Genomic DNA, 18,633 nt, shown 5'->3' with positions numbered 1-18,633 from the left:
GCGAATGTCTCACGGTTCCGTATCTATTGACTTGTATCAGAAGGCATATGAGACTCCGCATCTCCGCATCTCCGCATCTCCGCATTGCGGAGAGAAGCATCCCTTTTTACAATGGGATCAGTATAAAAGCTGAACGATGCCCCGTGCTGTAACATTTGAAAATGATTCCTGATTGACAAGGGCAAGGCTGTGAGCTAGGGAGCGTATGCGAATATGTCCCTTGCGCCTATAGAGGATGTTTGCAGGGCCCCCCCGGCCGTCGGGAGGTTTTGACCGCATCCGCAAGGCGCACGGCGGGAAAGAGGGGAAAAGGGTTCCGCCTGTGGGGAGTGGGAACAAAAGGGCTGGTTGGCCGGGGATTTTCCGGGGTGCCGGGACGTATCGGCCATAAGCCGCCGTACGGTGCGGGAGGCCCGGAGACGGACCGGGGTTCCCCTCCGGCAACCGGCCGGAATGAAGGCGCAAACCGTGATTGAAAAATGCGAACCGATTACGCATCTGTTTGATGCCGTCCATCAGTTATGGGATCATCGGCGCACGCAGCGTGCGCTCGCTACCGTTATCTTTTTCATTTACCTTGCGGGGCTTCTGGGCATCGAGGCCAACCGTCAGGGGATGTTGCCGCCGTGGTTGGAACATATCACGCCCATAAGCCACTTTCAGGCGATTCATCTGGCTTTCACGCTCATCTTGGGCATGGAGGTGATGGAGCTCATCCTGACCATTTCGGGATCGCTTTCCAAATCGCTCGGCAAACAGTTTGAAGTCATGGCCCTTATCCTGCTCCGGGACGCCTTTAAGGAATTGTCCAACCTCCCTGAGCCGGTCAGCCTCACGGGGGGCATTGGCCCGGTGGTGCATATCGCCTCTGCGGGGCTGGGCGCGCTGATCATCTTCATCTGCCTCGGATTCTATTACCAGCTTCGTACCCACCAGAATTACATCACCAATCCAGAAGAGCAGATGCGGTATGTCATGTCGAAGAAGCTCATCTCGCTCGTGCTGTTCCTGCTCTTCGTGGGCATCGCCGTCCGGGATTTGATATTGTTCGTGCAGACCGGCAATGACGCTGATTTCTTTGAAACCATCTATACCATCCTGATCTTTGCGGACATCGCGCTGGTGCTCATTTCACAGCGGTTCATGCCGGATTTTCATGCCGTATTCCGCAATTCCGGCTTCGTGATCGGGACGCTGATCATGCGCCTGTCCTTGTCCGCCCCTTGGCCCTGGAACATCGCGGCGAGCATTTTTGCGGCGGTTTTTGTCTTGGCCCTGACGTGGGCCACCACCTATTTCGGGCCTTCGCGTCTGCGGAAGCCGTTGCCGAGGTAATGTCATGCTGTATGAGATCGAGCGGGCTGTTTTTGAGCGTTTTCCGGGGTATGCACGGATGGTCGTGGTTGCCGAGGGTGTGGACAACAACCGGGAAATCCCCGAACTGGCCGAACTGCTGGCCCAGTGTGAAAAAGATGTATGCCGCGATGAGCTGGAAGATTTCTGGCATGTCCCGGCGCTTGAGGCATGGGCCGGGGCCTTCTCCGGCATGGGCATCAAACCCAAGAAAAACCCGCCGTCCGTGATCAACCTCGTCAAGCGCTGCCGCTCCGGGAAACCTCTTCCGTTCATCAACCCGCTGGTGGCGATCTTCAACTGCATCAGCCTGAAATATTTGCTGCCGTGCGGGGGCGACGACCGGGACGTCATCAAAGGGGATCTTCGCCTCGGCATTGCGGACGGCACGGAAAGCTATGTGCCGCTCGGCCAGCCTGATGTATTGGAGCACCCGCAGCCCGGTGAAGTCATCTACTATGATACGGCGACGAAAGACGTGTTCTGCCGGGCATGGTGCTGGAAAAACGGCAACCGCAGCAAACTGACGCCTGAAACCACGAATGCGGTGATCAATGTGGACGCCATGCCGCCCCTGCCCCTGGCGGCCGCCGAACAGGCCGCCGAAGAAGCCGCCGGGCTGCTCCGCCGCTTCACAGGCGCGAAAACGGCCATCCACAAGCTGACCGCCGAAGCGCCGCGCTTTGTGCTGTAATATTTGGTACTCCGGCCCTTTTCCGGCGCCGTATCCGCGGCGGGACGGGTTTTGGGCTGGGGGGTGTTTTGGCCAGAAGGCTTTCCCCGCAGGTATGGGGAAGGCAAACGCCGTGTTCCCGTCTTGTCGGTAGTCCCGGCACGGCGCTGGCCGGGGATGCTCCGTATGGGGCATCCCTTTTTTATTGGCTTGTCATATATGTGGTTGTTTCATCTTCACAGCACGCTGAAACGGCAGCCTTTCTATCCGGTTTTCCCATTGGCGGAATCTATGGCTGAGGCATTTGGCTGGTTATCCCTTTGGAGCTTCAAAGAAAAACGCATCAGCCGTTTTCTGTGGCACGGCCTATTGTATCAGGCCCCGTTATGGAAAGGATTCCAGCTATTGCCGTACCTTGTGGGGATCATTTTCCTTTTGTGCGCCGCTTCAGCGGGAAGGGGGCCTTCGGCGTGTGCCGCGTATGCCTTTTTTCCTGAAGAACAGGGCGGCGGCTATGACCGCCAGACACGGGGCCCATATCCAGCGCAGTTCCGAGAGCATGACGGCAAGCCCCCGTTCCGACAGGAGCGCCTTGAGGCTGAACGGTGAAACCCGGATAGGCCGCCAGCCGCAGAAGTACCGGGTTTGATCAAAGGGCCAGAACGCCGCTACGCCCAGCCCGCCGTTGGTCATGGCGTCCAGCAGGATATGGCTTGAAACGGCCAGAAAGCCGATGAAAAAACCCATGAGGCGTGAACCGCGCAGGAGCAGCGGGGCCGTGCCGAAGCCGACGCAGCCCATAAGCAGGGCGAACGCGAGGGAGTGGGAAAAGCCCCGATGCCCGAACGCATCGGCATAGCTGATGCCGAACCGGAAGCCGATGACGTCGGCATCCGGCAAAACGGCGCACAGGACGCCGAAGAGGAGCATCCGGGAAGAAACCCGTCCGCCCATGATCGCCGCCAATGCAAGCATGGGGGCGGGGTGGGAAAAAACAGTGGGCATAGGGACCCCTTGAAATGGCGGCTAGGCATTACCGCATGAGGGTATGGCCCGCCCCATGTCTCTCATCCCGATTGGACGCCATGCCAACCGTCCCCGTGCGCGGAGGCATTCGCTCTGTTGATGTTTTTTAAGAAAATATTGTAATTTCATACGGTTAATATCCGTTTTGTTGAAAACGTGAATGCCTCCATTTTGTTGAAAACGTGAATGCCTCCATTTTGTTGAAAACGTGAATGCCTCCATTTTGTTGAAAACGTGAATGCCTCCATACGCGCTGCTGAAATCACGCAGCCGGTGACCCCGCCGCACTCGCAACCAGCCTCATGCGTGGGGCCGAAATCCTGATCTATCCGGCCTTATGTATCCGGCCTTTGGCAAGGCGGTCAACATCCATATCCATCTTCTGCGGGCCTGAAATCGACGCGGTGGCGGGCGGCGAAATCTTGGTCATCCTCATGCGCATGGCTGGAGTTCGGGGTGTAAAGTACCTCGTACCCGTAAGAGGGGGCATCCCCATGCGCATGGCGAAATCGGCGGGTACGGCTTCTGGCAGCAGGCCATTTGCAACCATCCCCATGTACGCGGCTGAAATGGGGCTGCAAAACCGCTGCTGAGGGGCAATCAGCCCCGTATGCGGCTGAAGCGGGTTGATGGTGCCGTTGACGCCGGGGCCGCCGCAGCCGTCTTTGTGCGCTTGCCCGATTCGTGCGCCTGTCTGAAATCAAAGAGTGTAACGCACCGTATTGGATGCGCAGGGAGTTTCACAAGCGTGGCTGAAATCATCAGGATGGAGTAGACCGGCTTTTCAAGGGCAGGTGTCTTTACGCGCCTGGCTGAAATGAAAATCCATTACTCCAGCTTCCAGCTCAAGAACAGGTGTCTTCGTGCGCGTGGCTGAAATCCCTGTGCAGGAGGGTTTCAAGTGCCGGGAGCGCCCTGCCGACGCACGCTTTCCCTTCGCTGATGACCTCTTCGGCCTTGTAGAACTCCAGCAGGCCGACATGGGAGAGCCTTGGCGTCAGGAAGATGTCCGGGGGATCCCCAGCCATGCGGCTCCGGGTGATCCGATCCTGCACGATGTCCACGGCACTGGCGATGGTGCCGAAGACGCTCGGCGGCTGGCGTGCCGGGGGCTCGTTTTCACCGAACAGCGTAGTGCCGTACTGCCTGATGGTCATGGCGATACGCTCCACGAAATCCCCGTCGCCCTCTTTGTTTTCCCTTGGCTTTTTCTTGGCGTAATGCCGTCCGATGAGCTCGCCGTTCAGGTTGACGGCGAGGACGATGTCCGCCCCAAGCGCGCGGCAGACGGAAATGGGCACGGGGTTGACCAGCCCGCCGTCAAACAGCCAGCGGTCATGGTAAAAGACGGGCGGGAACAAGCCGGGCAGGGAGATGGACGACCAGATCGCTTCTTCAAGCGGGCCTTTCTTCAGCCAGTATTCCCTGCCGGTGTTCACCTCCGTGGCGACGGCGGCATAGCGTACGGGCAAGTCTTCGATGAGCATCCCCGGCGGGGTCACGCAGTCCGCGAAGAAGGCACGGAGTTTTTCCTTATTCACAAATCCATTGCTGGACATGCTGAAATTGAAGTATGACGCCGTATTGAGCTTGGTCAGCCCGGATACGCGCCGTTTCAGCCGCCCAATGTTCCCGGTGGCGTACGCCGCGCCCACAATGGAGCCGATGGACGTCCCGCACACGATTTCGGGGTGGATGTCCAGCTCCGCAAGCGCCTCAATGACGCCTATGTGCGACCAGCCCCGTGCGGAGCCGCTCCCCAGTGCCAAACCTATTTTCATGGCAGACCGCCTTGTTGCGTCTTCGATCCTGCCCGGAGGGGCAGGGGTACGCGTTTTGAAGGTATTTGGTGCGCTCCAGATTTTTTATGGCTCTGTTATAGTTTGTGGTTGTTTCATCTCCACAGTGCGGTAAAAAGACAGCTTTTTTTCCGGTTTTCCCCTTGGCGGGAGCCACGGATAAGGCATTTTTCCGATTATCCCTTTGGAGCTTCAAGGAAAAAAGCATCAACCATTTTCTATAACACAGCCTTTTTTATACGGGCTGCCGCCGTTCCTGTCGATAGGGTTACACATCGTTTCCCGGACGCGGCAAAGCCCCATCCAGCAGGATCGGATGTTCCCCCTTTGGGGCAGAAAGCTGTTACCTGCCTATAATGTAAAGAAAAAAGATGATTCCCCAAACCTCCCTGTGCGGAAGATGCATGTGAGGGGAGAAAATGCTTGACTTATTATAACTAAAAAACTAGTTATTTAGTCATGAACACACACTACCTCAACGGACTGCCTCAGGAATGGGCCGCCATCGCTGAAGTTTTTTCAGCGCTGGGGGATGGGACGCGGCAAACGATCCTGCTGCTCTTTGAGCCGGGCGAAGCCATCGAACTGAAGACCTTCGTGGATATCCTGCCGCTGAGCCGTTCGGCGGTGGTGCACCACCTGAAAGTCTTGGAGCAGGCGGGGTTGTTGATTCCGCACAAACACGGGCGTGCCCTTTCGTACACGCTCAACCTTGCCTGCGCCGTCCATGCGCTTGGGCAGGTCAAGACGTACGCCGACGAACTGCTTGCCGCCACCGAAGCGGCACAATGACACATCCTTTGGGAGGCGTTCCATGAGTACCGGCAACGGGAATCGGAAGCATCAGGCGCTTGCCCTTGGGGCCAGCTACGCCCTTGGGACTTTCAACGACAACTTCTTCAAGCAGGCCGGGCTGCTCCTTGCGGTGACCACGGGCAATGCGGTGTTCCAGTCGCAGGTGACGTTCCTGTTTGCGCTGCCGTTCGTGCTCTTCTCCGCATGGAGCGGCTGGCTTGCCGACCGTTTCGCCAAGAAAAGCCTCGTCGTGTGCGCGAAGGCGCTGGAACTCGCGGCTATGCTGGCGGGGGCGTGGGGCATGGTGACGCTCGACTGGAACTGGATGCTCGCCATGACCTTCTGCATGGGCCTGAGCTCCACGCTGTTCAGCCCGGCGCTCAACGGTTCCATCCCCGAACTGTTCCCGGTCGGACAAGTCCCCCGCATCAACGCCCTGTTCAAGCTCGGAACCACGGCGTCCATCCTGTTCGGGGTGTTCCTCGCCGGGATCGCGCTGGATCAGGCATGGATCGAAACGGCTTACCCCTTCGGGCGCTGGCTGGTGGCGATATTGGCCGTAGCCGTCGCAGCCGGAGGGCTCGCCAGTACGGCCTTCATCCCCGCGCATCCGGGGGCCGGGAGCCGCAACCCCTTCCCGTGGTCGGCGGTCATCGATTCCTTCCGCTTCCTGCGCACCCTCCGCAAGGATGGCCCGCTGCACCTCGTCATCTGGGCGGAAGCCTTTTTCTATTTCCTCTCGACCTTGCTGCTGCTTGAGATCAATAACCTTGGGGGGGCGGAACTCGGCCTGTCCTATACCGCGACCAGTTTCCTGCCTGTGGCCCTGATGGTCGGCATCTGCGCGGGCTCGCTGCTCGCCGCGAGGGGCACGCCCGAAAGCTGGCGCACGCTGCTGGTTCCGGCGCTCATGGGCATCGGCATCCTGCTGTGCCTCGTGCCGCTCGCCGCGTCTGCCGATCCCGCGTTCCGGCTTCCGTTGCTGTTCGGGCTGTACGCGCTTGCCGGGACGTGCGGGGGGCTCTACCTCATCCCGATCACCAGCTTTATCCAAGTCCGCCCCGCCGCCACGGACAAGGGGCGCATCCTTGGGCTCGACAATTGCCTTTCCTTCACCGGCATCCTGCTTGCGGGCCAGTTGTATCTGCCCCTGTCGGCGTTGCGGCCCTCATACGGGCATGTCGCCCTCGGCATCCTCAGCTTGGGCGTCGCCTGCGTGTTTCTGGCCGTAATGCGTGGGTTCGGGCGGCATCAAACCCCTGAAGAACCGCTTTCGGGGCCAGCCCCGGCCGCTTCGTCCCCGCGCCCGGCGGCGCATGGCCCCGGTTTCCGGGCGCTGCCGGCGTTTGTCCGCGTGCTGCTGCGGCTGCGCTATACGATAGAGGTGGAAGGGCTTGAAGCCGTGCGCGCCCGCGACGATGGACGCCCGATCCTGTTCCTGCCCAATCATCCGGCGCTTATCGATCCGGCGCTTGTCTACACGAGCCTTGCGGACTTTGCGCCGAGGCCGCTTGGGGACGAACGCCAAGTCGGACAGCCGCTGATCCGCACCCTGGCCCGATTGATCGGAACCATTTCCATACCGGATCTGCGCAGGGAAGGGCGCACGGCAGAGGGCGGGGTACGTGAGGCGCTGGAACGTGTTGCCGGAGTCCTGCGCTCAGGCGGGAATGTCCTTCTTTATCCCGCCGGGGGGCTTACCCGCACGGGCCGGGAACGGCTCGGCGGCAATCGGGGTGTATACAGCCTGCGCGGGCTGGTGCCGGACGTGCGGCTGGTGCTCGTCAGGACGACGGGCCTCTGGGGAAGCTCGTTCAGTTGGGCGCGGGGCACGGCCCCGGAGATTTTGAAGGGCTTGGGCAGGGGCATGTTCAAACTGCTGCTCAACGGCATATTCTTTATGCCGCGCCGAAGGGTGCGGATTGTGGTATCGGAACCGGAACTGCCCGGACAGGCCGAGGGGCTGCGCACGCTCAACGAGGCGCTGGAAGCCTTTTATAATGCGGACATGAAGCCCGCGCTCGCTGTGCCGTACCATTTTTTGCTCGGTTCCACGCCGAAGGAACTGCCCGCGCCCGCAGCCCAAACCCCGGACGGGGCTGCCTTGGCGGACGTGCCGAAGGCCATCCGGGAAAAGGTAGAGGGCATCCTGCGGGAAGAGAGCGGGGTGGAGGTTCTTGAAGATACGGCGACGCTCGCCGCGGATCTGGGGATCGACAGCTTGTCGCTCATCAATGTCAGCGTACGGCTGGAGGAGGTTTCCGGCCAGCCCATCGAGCGGCTTGAAGCGCTGCGCACGGTTGGGGATTGCATCCTCGCGGCGGCAGGGCTGCTCGGCGCGGCAGGTGAAGCCGCCGAACCGCCCGCCGCGTGGTTCCCCACGGGCGAGGCGCGCACACTTTCGGTGCCGGACGGACGCAATCTGGTGGAGACGGCATTCCGGCAGGCCATGCGCTCACCCTCGCGGCCCATGCTTGCCGACGGCTCCGCCGCACTCTCGGCGCGGGATATGGTCATGCGGGCTTTTGCGCTGGCGTCCTTCATCAAGGCAAAGGCGGGGCGCGCGGAGCGCGTCGGCATCATGCTGCCCGCTTCCGCCGCAGCCGTGCTCGCGTGGCTTGGGGCGCTCATGGCCGGAAAGACGCCCGTGATGTGCAACTGGACGGTCGGAGCGGCCAACTTCTCCCACGGCCTTGAAGCGGCGGGCGTGCGCCGCGTCTTCACTTCGTCCCGCCTGCTGGACAGGCTTGCGGGGCAAGGGTTCCCCGTCCGCGAATACGCCGATGTCTGGGCGGCGCTTGAAGACGCGAAGCGCCTTCCGTTCCCGGCGAAGCTCGGCGCATTCCTCAAGTCCCGCCTGCTGGGTGTCCCCGGCCTTGGCGAGGCCGTCATCCCGCGCCGCGTGCCGGAAACGGCGGCGATCCTGTTTACATCGGGTTCCGAGGCCCTGCCGAAGGCCGTGCCGCTCACCCATGCGAACATCCTCGCAAACTGCCGGGACATCGCAGCCGTGCTCAAGATCACGTCGCACGACAGCATGCTGTCCATGCTTCCGCCGTTCCATTCCCTTGGGCTGACCGGGAATATCGCCTTGCCGCTGGCTTTCGGCCTGCCCGCCGTCTACCACGCGAACCCCACCGAAGGGGCGCGGCTTGCGGCCTTGGCCCGGCGCTGGAAGCCCACGATCACCGTGGCCCCGCCCACGTTCCTTGACGGCATGTTGCGGAAGGCCCGCCCCGGCGATCTCGTTTCCCTGCGCCTTGGGTTCGTTGGTGCGGAAAAGTGCCCCGACAGCGTGTATGCGGCCTTTGCCGAGGCCGCCCCCGGCGGCGTCCTGTGCGAAGGCTACGGGGTGACGGAATGTTCCCCGGTCATCAGCGTGAACCGCCCCGGAAGCGCCCTCCCCGGCACCATCGGCCAGCCGCTGCCGTCCGTAAGGGTTGCCGTCGTGTCCGCGGAAGGGGAACCGCGCCGCGTGGCCCTCGGCGAAACCGGCATGCTGCTGGTGTCCGGCCCCAACGTCTTCGGCGGGTATCTGGGCGCGGATGCGGACAGGCAGCCCTTTGTGGCCTTTGAAGGCACGGAGTGGTACCGCACCGGGGATCTGGTAAGCGAGGCCGCCGACGGCTGCCTGTCCTTCCGGGGGCGTTTAAAGCGTTTCGTCAAGATCGGCGGCGAGATGGTTTCACTCCCGCAGATCGAGGGCGTGCTTGCGGCGGCCTTCGGCAGGGGGCGTTCCGAAGAACCCGGCGGGCAGGGCCCCGCGCTTGCGGTCGAAAGCGGGGAGGACGGAGCCATTGTCCTGTTCACCACGCTCGACATTACGCGGGAAGAGGCCAATGCGGCCTTGCGGGCGGCGCACCTTTCCGGGCTGTTCGCCGTCGCCCGTGTGCAAAAGCTGGCGTCCATCCCGGTTCTGGGAACCGGAAAGACCGATTACAAGGCGCTCAAGGCGGCCTGTACGTGAGAGGGGGCAGCCCTTGCCCCATGCGCCGGAGTCCCCTTCAACGGAGTGCCCTTGGCGGCGTTCCTTGAGTGCCTTGCCCTATCTGGTCGGAGTTCCTTTCTCCTGGGCAACCTGCGAAGGGGCAGCCCACAAAAGTCTTTGAGGAGAGGGAGGGGTTGGCGGCCTGCATGTGAAGGGGCAGCCGCTGCGTCCGGCGCGTATGGGGTTTCCTGTCATCATGCAGTAAAAAGTATCTCCGTTCATCAATGCGTCCGGCGAGTATAGTTTCCTGACTGGTGGGGTGCAGCGCGGCGGGAGTCCCGGATGCGTCCGGCGCGTATGTTTTCCCCCTTTTGAGAAACAAAAAGGCTGTGTTCAATTTTACGGTTGATGATTTTTTCAATGAAAATCAATAGATAAAAGCTCGTTCCACGTCTGGTGATGTGGCCTCTCTCATTTTTTGTTCATTACATGAAATCCAGTTTTGAAGAATTGTTGCGAGACCTCCAAATAATTTCCAAAGAACTCTTCCTTTCCAGTTGGAATCTTGTATCAACCACAAACTTAAACACAGCCAACAAAAAAGGTAGGCTGTGTTATAGAAGCTGTGTTATAGAAAATGGTTGATGCTTTTTTCCTTGAAGTTCCAAAGGGACAACCGGAAAAATTTTGTTGAGTATCCCCTTGGAGTTTCAAGAAATAAGGCATCAACCATTTCCTAGGATACGGCCTAGGCCGTGTCGTCATTTTACGTATAATTATATGAAATTATTGAAAAATAATCTTTTGCAACTTGAAAATGGTTAACTAGTTTCAATAGATTATATCTAATCAACGACACGGCCTCAGAAAAGGTTTCGCGTTGGCGGGCTGCCGGGGTAGGGGAAACTCCGTTGGGGAAATTCCGTTTCGCAAAGCTGCCCCTGTCCCGGCAGTCCCCGGTTTTCAGGCGCATCAGCGGCAGCGCCTTCCCCTGCCGCCCGTCAGCGCGGGCTATACAAAAGGATGAAGGCGCGGTAGGAATGCGCCATATTTCGGGGAGGTTCCTTCCCCTTTTTTGGAGGAAACGTTTCATGCTACAGGTTCCTGTTTTGGCTATTCATGGCGGCGCGGGCACAATCAACCGGGAAGCTCTTTCCGCCGAGGCGGAGCGCGAATACCGCGGCGCCCTTCAATCCATTCTGGAGAAAGGGCGGGACGCGCTGGCTGCCGGGGCCTCCGCCCTTGATGCGGTGACGCTGGCGGTGTCCATGCTTGAGGACTGCCCGCTGTTCAATGCCGGGCGCGGTGCGGTGTACACCAGTGCCGAAACCCATGAGCTGGACGCCGCCATCATGGACGGCAGCACGCTGCGGACTGGTGCGCTTTCGTGCGTGCACGGCGTCAAGAACCCGATCCGGGCGGCCCGTGTGATCATGGAGCAGTCCCCCCATGTCCTGATGACCAGCGACGGCGCGATGGCGTTCCTCCGCGGGCACGGCGTGGAATTCATGCCCGATGCGTACTTCGACACGGAGCACCGTTTGGCCCAGCTCCATGAGGCGCAGAAGAGGCAGCCCGGCGCGGCTGTGCTCGACCATGACGGCGCGGCTGCGGCAAGCAAGCTCTCCTTCTCCGGAAACCCGCTCGACGAAAAGACGAAAATGGGCACTGTGGGGGCCGTGGCGCTGGACAGCCGGGGCAATCTGGCTGCGGCGACCTCCACGGGCGGCATGACCAACAAGCTCCCCGGACGGGTAGGGGATACGCCCATCGTCGGCGCGGGCTGCTATGCCGATGACGGCGTGGCGGTTTCCTGCACCGGCTCCGGCGAATATTTCATCCGGCTGGTGGTGGGGCACGACGTTGCCGCCCGCATGCGTTATCTGGGGGAAAGCCTTGAGGATGCCGCCCACGCCGTCCTGTCGCGGGTGGGCGAACTCGGAGGCACGGGCGGGCTCATCGCCGTGGACAACGCGGGGCATGCGGCGCTGCCTTTCATTTCCGAAGGGATGTACCGGGGATGCGTCCGGGGGACGGATGCGCCGCTCGTAGCCATTTATGGAAAGGAAGAAGGCTGCTGAACAGGGAAAACAGCGGACCTTTTCCATAATGTCATTTCCGCCTGTCGGCATCGCCTATTCGGAAAGATGAAGGCGTGTTGCGGTTTTGTTCTGTTTTTCACGATAAAAGGGAAAAAGGCGTTCCACCCGTTTTGCAGAGGGGGGAATGCTTTTTTTCTATTGACAGGACAGGGGCGTTTAGGCTTCTAATAGGTATTCTCGAACGAAAACGAAGGCTGCGGGATTTCACAATGTGGTTTTGCCGGTTCTGCAAGGCCCTGTGAGATCCCCAGCCTCGAATTTGTTCCGCAAAAGTTTGGCTTGTCCGCACCGCCTCTGGGAAGCGTTCCGGGGGAGGGCGGAGTACCGTTAGGTTGGAAGTTGGAGAAGGGAATGGGGCCGAGTGACAGAAACGTCCTGGAAGTTCAGGGATTGACCGTCCGCTTCGATACGTCCGAGCGAAGCGTTGTTGCCGTAAAGGATCTGGAATTTCATGTGCGGGCCGGGGAAGTCTTGGCCATCGTGGGTGAATCAGGCTCCGGGAAATCCGTTACGTCATTGTCCATCATGCGCCTCATTGAGCATGGCGGGGGAACCATTGCTTCGGGGAGGATCTCTTTCACCCGCAGGAACGGTGGGAAGCTCGATCTTGCCAAAGCCGCCGACAGCGTCATGCGCACTATCCGGGGCGGCGAAATCTCAATGATTTTTCAGGAGCCCATGACCTCCTTAAACCCCGTGTTTTCCGTGGGGGCGCAGGTGGCGGAGGCGGTCATGCTCCATCAAGGGCTCAGCCACGCGGAAGCAGAGGCCGAAGCGCTCAGGATGCTTGAGCTTGTCCGCATCCCCGAAGCCAAGCAGATCCTCAAGCGGTACCCGCACCAGCTTTCCGGGGGGATGCGCCAGCGCGTCATGATCGCTATGGCCCTGTCCTGTAAGCCTTCCCTGCTCATCGCCGACGAACCGACCACAGCCCTCGACGTGACCATTCAGGCGCAGATCCTCCAGCTCATCCGGCAGCTTCAGGAAGAGATGGGCATGGCGGTCATCTTCATCACCCATGATATGGGCGTGGTGGCGGAGGTCGCTGACCGGGTGCTCGTCATGTACCACGGGGAGGCGGTGGAAGAGGGCACCTGCGAACAGATTTTCCACAACCCGCGCCATCCCTATACGCAATCCCTGCTGGCGGCTGTCCCGCGCCTCGGTTCCATGCGGGGGACTGACGAGCCCGCCCCCTTCCCCTTGCTGCGCATCACTGATCCCGAAGCTGAACAGTTGGGCACCGCCGACATGGACGAAACGCCCGCCAGTGCGCCCGAACCTGCCGCCCCCGCGCCGTCCGTGTCGGATGGCCCCGTACTCAGCGTGGACAAGCTGATCACCCGTTTTGATGTGGAAACCGGTTTCTGGGGGAAGGTCAAACGCCGCGTCCACGCCGTGGAACAGGTCAGCTTCAATCTGTATCCGGGCGAAACCCTCGGCTTGGTGGGTGAGTCCGGCTGCGGCAAATCCACCATAGGCCGTTCGCTGATCGGGCTTGAAACCCCGCGTTCGGGCAGCATCGTCTTTAACGGGCAAGAGCTTACGCAGGTATCCGGGCCTCGGCTGCAAAAACTGCGGCGGAATATCCAGTATGTGTTCCAAGATCCCTATGCGGCTCTGGACCCTCGCCTTACGGTCGGCTTTTCCATTATGGAACCCCTGCTGATCCATAAGGTCTGTTCACGGCAGGAAGCGGAACGCCGGGTTGGGGAACTGCTGGAGCGCGTCGATCTGGACCCCGCAATGGCCGTCCGTTATCCGCATGAGTTCTCCGGCGGGCAGCGCCAGCGCGTCTGCATCGCCCGCGCCTTGGCGATGAACCCGGAAATCATCATTGCCGACGAATCCGTTTCCGCCCTCGACGTGTCCGTACGCGCCCAGATCATCAACCTCCTTTTGGCCCTTCAAAAAGAATTCCGCATCGCCTTCCTCTTTATTTCCCATGATATGGCCGTCATAGAACGCGTCTGCCACCGGGTGGCCGTCATGTACCTTGGGCGGATCGTGGAGCTGGGCTCCCGGCGTGACGTCTTTGAAAACCCGCTGCATCCCTATACCAAACGGCTCATGTCCGCCGTGCCCATCCCGGATCCCTCGCGGCGCACCATGTCGCACACCTTGCTGACGGGTGAAATCCCAAGCCCTGTCCGCCCAGCGGATTATGAGCCCGTGGTGCCCCCCCTGAAGGAAGTAAGCCCCGGACATTTCGTATCCGAAGATCAGGTGGCGAACTGGTTTTAGGGGCACCTGAGCTCCGCGCTTCAAGAGGGGTTCGCCGGGGAAGAATTTTTCGGTGGAATTCCGCTTTTATGGCGAGCTTAGCCGTCAGGCGGCTGCCCCCTTTGGGCGAAAGGGCGCTCGTCCAGACATTCAGGATTGTCCGACGTCCCGCAATGGCGCGGGACGCCGTTATCAACCCCGCCGTCAGGCGTATGTGAGGAGTATGTATGTTTTTCTGCAACACATGGAAAAAAGTGCTTATTGCCGCAACGATGGTTGCTGCGTTGTGCGCTCCGCAGGCCCATGCTTCCAAAGACGTGGTGCTTGCCGTCGCTTCGACCCTGACCACCACCGATCCGTGGGACGCCAATGATACGCTGTCCCACGCCTGTGCGAAAACATTCTATGAAGGGCTGTTCGGCTTCAACGAGAAGCTTGAGCTGCGCCCCGTGCTCGCCGAAAGCTACGACGTGTCCCCTGACGGGCTCGTATATACCTTCCATCTGCGCAAGGGCGTGAAGTTCCACGACGGCACCGACTTCAACGCCGAAGCCGTCAAAGTCAACTTCGACCGCGTTACCAACCCGGAAAACAAGCTGAAGCGGTACAGCCTGTATTCCAACATCGCCAAGACCGAAGTGGTCGACGACCTCACCGCCAAGGTCACTTTGAAGACGCCCTTCTCGCCCTTCATCAACCAGCTCGCGCATCCCTCCGCGGTCATGATTTCCCCCACTGCGCTCAAGAAGTACGGCAAGGACATCATGTTCCACCCCGTGGGCACCGGCCCGTACAAGTTTGTGGAATGGAAGCAGACCGACTATCTCAAGGGTGTGAAGAACGAGAACTACTGGCGTCCCGGCTTGCCCAAGATCGATACCATCACTTGGGTGCCCGTTGTGGACAACAATGCCCGCTCCGCGATGATGCGTACCGGCGAAGCCCATTTCACCTTCCCCGTGCCGTATGAACAGGCCGCCGTCCTGGAAAAGGATGAGAACCTCAAGCTCATCGCCGCGCCTTCCATCGTGACGCGCTACCTGAACATGAATATGCTCCAGAAGCCGTTCGACGACATCCGTGTGCGTCAGGCCATCAACTACGCCATCAACAAGGAAGCCCTCGCCAAGGTGGCTTTCAGCGGTTACGCCTTCCCTTCGGAAGGCCCGCTGCCGCAGGGCGTCGACTATGCCATCAAGCTCGGCCCTTGGCCGTACAACCCCAAGAAGGCTAAGAAACTGCTTGCTGAAGCCGGGTATCCCAACGGTTTTACGACCACGCTGTGGTCTGCCTATAACCACACCACCGGCCAGAAGGTGATCCAGTTCATCCAGCAGCAGCTCGCCCAGGTGGGCATCAAGGCCCAGGTTCAGGCTCTGGAAGCCGGCCAGCGCGTGGAAAAGGTGGAAAGCCATCAGGATGCCGCCACCGCGCCCGTCCGCCTGTACTATACCGGCTGGTCTTCCTCCACCGGCGAAGCCGACTGGGGCCTGCGTCCGTTGTTCGCCGGCGATAAGACTCCGCCGTCCATGTACAACATTTCCTACTATAAGAACCCCACGGTGGACGCGAACATCATGAAGGCGCTCGGCACCACCGACCGCGCCGAAAAGACCAAGCTGTACACCGAAGTGCAGGAAGAGATCTGGAAGGATACCCCGTGGGCCTTCCTCGTGACCGAAAAGCTGCTCTACGCGACCAGCAAGAAGTTGACCGGCATGTACGTCATGCCTGACGCCAACTACTTCTTTGAAGAAATCGATCTGCAATAATTCCAGTGTCAGGGCCGGGCGTCATGCCCGGCCCGTCATTCCGCCCTTCGGCGAGGTTTCAACGGATGCTCCACTATCTTGTCAAACGCCTTCTTGGGTTGCTGCCCACGCTGTTTCTGGTCGCGGTGATCGTGTTTCTGTTCGTACACATGCTTCCCGGCGATCCCGCGCGCCTTGCCGCCGGGCCGGAAGCGGATCAGGTCACCGTGGAGCTGGTGCGCAAGGATCTTGGGCTGGACAAGCCCCTTCCTGAACAGTTCATCACCTATTTCGGCAACATCATTACCAAAGGCGACTTCGGCACCTCCCTGCGCACCAAGCGCCCCGTCAGCGTGGAAATCGGGGAGCGTTTCGCGGCGACCTTCTGGCTCACCGTCTGGAGCATGGTCTGGTCGGTCTTCTTTGGGCTGATCATCGGCATGATTTCAGCCACCAAGCGCAACAAATGGCAGGATCACGCAGGGATGGCGCTCGCCGTTTCCGGGATTTCCTTCCCGACCTTTGCGCTTGGGCTGCTGCTCATGGAAATTTTTTCCGTTTCGCTGGGGTGGCTGCCCACCGTCGGGGCGGACTCGTGGAAACACTACATTTTGCCGTCCATTACGTTGGGGGCGGGCGTCGCCGCGGTCATGGCCCGGTTCACCCGTGCGTCTTTTGTGGAAATCCTTCAGGATGACTATATCCGCACGGCCCGCGCCAAAGGCCTGAGCGAATGGGCGGTCATCGTCAAGCATGGCCTGCGCAATGCGCTCATCCCCGTCGTGACCATGATGGGCCTTCAGTTCGGCTTCCTGCTCGGCGGTTCCATCGTGGTCGAAAAGGTATTCAACTGGCCCGGCCTTGGCCGCCTGCTCGTGGATGCCGTGGAAATGCGGGACTATCCGGTTCTTCAGGCCGAAGTGCTCCTGTTTTCGCTCGAATTCATCCTGATCAACCTGCTGGTGGATATCCTCTATGCCATCATCAACCCGCGAATCTGCTTCAAGTGATATGAACATGCAAAACAACGTATCAGCCGCATCCGGCCCCGCAAAAGTCCGTACCCCGTGGAGCGAATTCTGGCGCAAGTTCAAGCGGCAGCGCATGACGCTGTTCGCGGGCAGCTTCATCGGCCTGTTGGTTCTGATCGCCGTCTTTTGGCCGTGGATCGTGCCCTACGACCCGGAAAACTACTTTGACTACGATATGTTGAACGCTGGCCCCTCGCTCCAGCACTGGTTCGGCGTGGATTCCCTCGGACGCGATATTTTCAGCCGCATCCTTGCGGGCGCGCGCATTTCGCTGGCCGCCGGCTTTTCCTCCGTACTCGTCGGCGCAGTCGTCGGGACGCTGCTCGGCCTGACCTCCGGCTATTTTGAAGGCTGGTGGGATCGTGTGGTCATGCGGGTTTGCGACGTTCTGTTCGCGTTCCCCGGCATCCTCCTCGCCATCAGCGTCGTTGCGGTTCTCGGCAGCGGCATGGCGAACGTCATCCTCGCCGTGGCGATTTTCAGCATTCCCGCATTCGCCCGTTTGGTGCGCGGCAACACGCTGGCGCTCAAACGCCAGACGTTCGTTGAGGCGGCCCGCAGCCTCGGCGCCGGGCCGATGACGATTATGCTGCGCCACATTTTCCCAGGGACGATCTCGTCCATCGTTGTCTACTTTTCCATGCGTATCGGCACGTCCATCATCACCGCCGCCAGCCTGTCCTTCCTCGGCCTCGGTGCGCAGCCGCCCACGCCGGAGTGGGGGGCGATGCTGAATGAAGCCCGCGCCGATATGGTGGTGGCCCCGCATGTGGCGATTTTCCCAAGCCTCGCCATCTTTTTGACGGTGCTCATGTTCAACCTTTTCGGTGATGGCCTGCGCGACGCGCTTGATCCCAAGATCGATCAGGAATAGCCATGAACGGATTGGATTTCCCCCGCGTCGGGGTTTTGCCGAGCGGCCCGTTGGATGCGATCACGGATGTGGGCGACGTCCGCGTCGGGCATTGCACACTGGATGAAGGGGATGTCCATACCGGTGTGACCGTGGTGCTCCCCAACGACGATCCCCTGATGCGGAAGCCGCTTGCCGCCTGCCGTATATTCAATGGGTTTGGCAAGAGCGTCGGCTTGATGCAGATGGCGGAGCTCGGTTGCCTCGAAACGCCGCTGGCGTTGACCAACACGTTTTCGGTGGGGGCAATCGCCACGGCGCAGATCCGGGCGGCGGTGTCCGCACACCCGGAAGTGGGCCGGGAATGGCCGACGGTCAACCCTTTGGTTCTTGAATGCAACGATGGGTATTTAAACGACATTCAGGCCCTTGCCGTAACTGAAAAACAGTATATCGAAGCGTGTGCCTCGGCTTCCCGCGAATTCATGCAGGGGAGTGTCGGGGCCGGGCGGGGCATGTCCTGCTTCCACCTCAAGGGGGGCATCGGTTCGGCTTCCCGGATAGCGGAGTGCGGAGGGCAGCCCTTCACCGTCGGGGCGCTGGTGCTTTCCAATTTCGGCAAAGCGGAACACTGCCTGTTGGCGGGCCGTCCCGTAGGCCGCCTTTTGCAGGAACGGCTGGATCGCATCGGTGCGGAAGCCGCCGCGCTTGCCGCCGCACCGGAAAAGGGCAGCATCATCATGCTGTTGGCAACCGATGCGCCGCTGGATGTCTTGCAGCTTGGGCGGCTGGCGAAGCGGGCCGGGAATGGCCTTGCGCGGACGGGCTCCATTTTCGGGCATGGCAGCGGAGACGTCGCCATTGCCTTTTCTTCCAGCCAACACCTCCCGCAGTCGTCAGAATCCGCCGTGCCGCTTCTTCATGCGCCGGACGGTTGGATGGATCGCCTGTTTCAGGCTGCTGCCGAGGCGACCGAGCAAGCCATTTTCAAAGCCTTGTTTTTTGCGGAACCCTTTACCGGGCGCGACGGGCATAGGCGTCCTTCCATTCGGGAAGTGCTGCCGGAGTGGCGTGACATCGTGCGGGGCTGAGGGCCGCA

General features: G+C 60.4%; 15 protein-coding genes. 12 read left to right on the top strand and 3 right to left on the bottom strand.

The genetic code is table 11. The annotated features are described in order from the left end of the window. Nucleotides 1–468 precede the first annotated feature (468 nt). Nucleotides 469–1,335: a hypothetical protein gene (locus tag AC6I1V_RS15945; RefSeq protein ID WP_302553827.1), complete on the top strand. Its 867-nt coding sequence runs from the start codon at nucleotides 469–471 to the stop codon at nucleotides 1,333–1,335. A gap of 4 nt (nucleotides 1,336–1,339) precedes the next feature. After that, nucleotides 1,340–2,047 (top strand): B3/B4 domain-containing protein, encoded by a 708-nt coding sequence (locus AC6I1V_RS15940; RefSeq protein WP_486854615.1) that lies wholly within the window; start codon nucleotides 1,340–1,342, stop codon nucleotides 2,045–2,047. Between the two features lie 426 nt (nucleotides 2,048–2,473). Here AC6I1V_RS15940 and AC6I1V_RS15935 read toward each other — a convergent pair whose 3' ends face one another. Next, complete coding sequence (locus tag AC6I1V_RS15935; RefSeq protein ID WP_302553823.1) at nucleotides 2,474–3,031, bottom strand: metal-dependent hydrolase; 558 nt, start codon at nucleotides 3,029–3,031, stop codon at nucleotides 2,474–2,476. 323 nt (nucleotides 3,032–3,354) lie between these two features. On the opposite strand from AC6I1V_RS15935, the gene AC6I1V_RS15930 reads away from it, so the two are divergent. Next, the gene (locus AC6I1V_RS15930) at nucleotides 3,355–3,645 is read left to right on the top strand and encodes a hypothetical protein (protein WP_486854614.1); all 291 of its coding nucleotides are present in this window, start codon (nucleotides 3,355–3,357) and stop codon (nucleotides 3,643–3,645) included. A 252-nt stretch (nucleotides 3,646–3,897) separates the two neighbouring features. On the opposite strand, the gene AC6I1V_RS15925 is transcribed toward AC6I1V_RS15930, so the two are convergent. Further along, nucleotides 3,898–4,833, bottom strand: coding sequence for a patatin-like phospholipase family protein (locus AC6I1V_RS15925; protein ID WP_486854613.1), 936 nt, complete (start codon nucleotides 4,831–4,833; stop codon nucleotides 3,898–3,900). A gap of 477 nt (nucleotides 4,834–5,310) precedes the next feature. On the opposite strand from AC6I1V_RS15925, the gene AC6I1V_RS15920 reads away from it, so the two are divergent. Beyond that, complete coding sequence (locus tag AC6I1V_RS15920; protein ID WP_308770954.1) at nucleotides 5,311–5,643, top strand: ArsR/SmtB family transcription factor; 333 nt, start codon at nucleotides 5,311–5,313, stop codon at nucleotides 5,641–5,643. A gap of 22 nt (nucleotides 5,644–5,665) precedes the next feature. Beyond that, complete coding sequence (locus AC6I1V_RS15915; RefSeq protein WP_486854612.1) at nucleotides 5,666–9,613, top strand: MFS transporter; 3,948 nt, start codon at nucleotides 5,666–5,668, stop codon at nucleotides 9,611–9,613. A 727-nt stretch (nucleotides 9,614–10,340) separates the two neighbouring features. On the opposite strand, the gene AC6I1V_RS15910 is transcribed toward AC6I1V_RS15915, so the two are convergent. Further along, nucleotides 10,341–10,667: a hypothetical protein gene (locus tag AC6I1V_RS15910; RefSeq protein ID WP_302554266.1), complete on the bottom strand. Its 327-nt coding sequence runs from the start codon at nucleotides 10,665–10,667 to the stop codon at nucleotides 10,341–10,343. On the opposite strand from AC6I1V_RS15910, the gene AC6I1V_RS15905 reads away from it, so the two are divergent. The 7 genes from AC6I1V_RS15905 to AC6I1V_RS15875 all read left to right on the top strand — a co-directional run bounded on the left by AC6I1V_RS15905 (nucleotide 10,666) and on the right by AC6I1V_RS15875 (nucleotide 18,625). After that, nucleotides 10,666–11,655, top strand: coding sequence for an isoaspartyl peptidase/L-asparaginase family protein (locus AC6I1V_RS15905; protein ID WP_486854611.1), 990 nt, complete (start codon nucleotides 10,666–10,668; stop codon nucleotides 11,653–11,655). The two genes, AC6I1V_RS15910 and AC6I1V_RS15905, sit on opposite strands and share 2 nt — an antisense overlap. 372 nt (nucleotides 11,656–12,027) lie before the next feature. Next, nucleotides 12,028–13,920 (top strand): dipeptide ABC transporter ATP-binding protein, encoded by a 1,893-nt coding sequence (locus AC6I1V_RS15900; RefSeq protein WP_302554268.1) that lies wholly within the window; start codon nucleotides 12,028–12,030, stop codon nucleotides 13,918–13,920. Nucleotides 13,921–13,988: 68 nt separating this feature from the next. Next, nucleotides 13,989–14,117 (top strand): hypothetical protein, encoded by a 129-nt coding sequence (locus tag AC6I1V_RS15895; RefSeq protein WP_497737222.1) that lies wholly within the window; start codon nucleotides 13,989–13,991, stop codon nucleotides 14,115–14,117. A 9-nt stretch (nucleotides 14,118–14,126) separates the two neighbouring features. Next, nucleotides 14,127–15,671 (top strand): glutathione ABC transporter substrate-binding protein GsiB, encoded by a 1,545-nt coding sequence (gene gsiB, locus AC6I1V_RS15890; protein ID WP_486854819.1) that lies wholly within the window; start codon nucleotides 14,127–14,129, stop codon nucleotides 15,669–15,671. 65 nt (nucleotides 15,672–15,736) lie between these two features. Then, nucleotides 15,737–16,660, top strand: a complete 924-nt coding sequence (gene gsiC, locus AC6I1V_RS15885) for a glutathione ABC transporter permease GsiC (RefSeq protein WP_337430814.1) — start codon at nucleotides 15,737–15,739, stop codon at nucleotides 16,658–16,660. A gap of 7 nt (nucleotides 16,661–16,667) precedes the next feature. Next, on the top strand, nucleotides 16,668–17,555 hold the full coding sequence (gene gsiD / locus AC6I1V_RS15880; RefSeq protein ID WP_302554272.1) for a glutathione ABC transporter permease GsiD: 888 nt from the start codon (nucleotides 16,668–16,670) through the stop codon (nucleotides 17,553–17,555). Between the two features lie 2 nt (nucleotides 17,556–17,557). Further along, nucleotides 17,558–18,625 carry a P1 family peptidase gene (locus AC6I1V_RS15875; RefSeq protein WP_486854818.1) on the top strand — a complete coding sequence of 356 codons (1,068 nt, stop codon included), beginning with the start codon at nucleotides 17,558–17,560 and terminating at the stop codon, nucleotides 18,623–18,625. Nucleotides 18,626–18,633 lie beyond the last annotated feature (8 nt).

The sequence above is a fragment of the Bilophila sp. T19-St14 genome (assembly GCF_059728385.1).
This window is presented reverse-complemented; position numbering and strand designations above follow the sequence as displayed.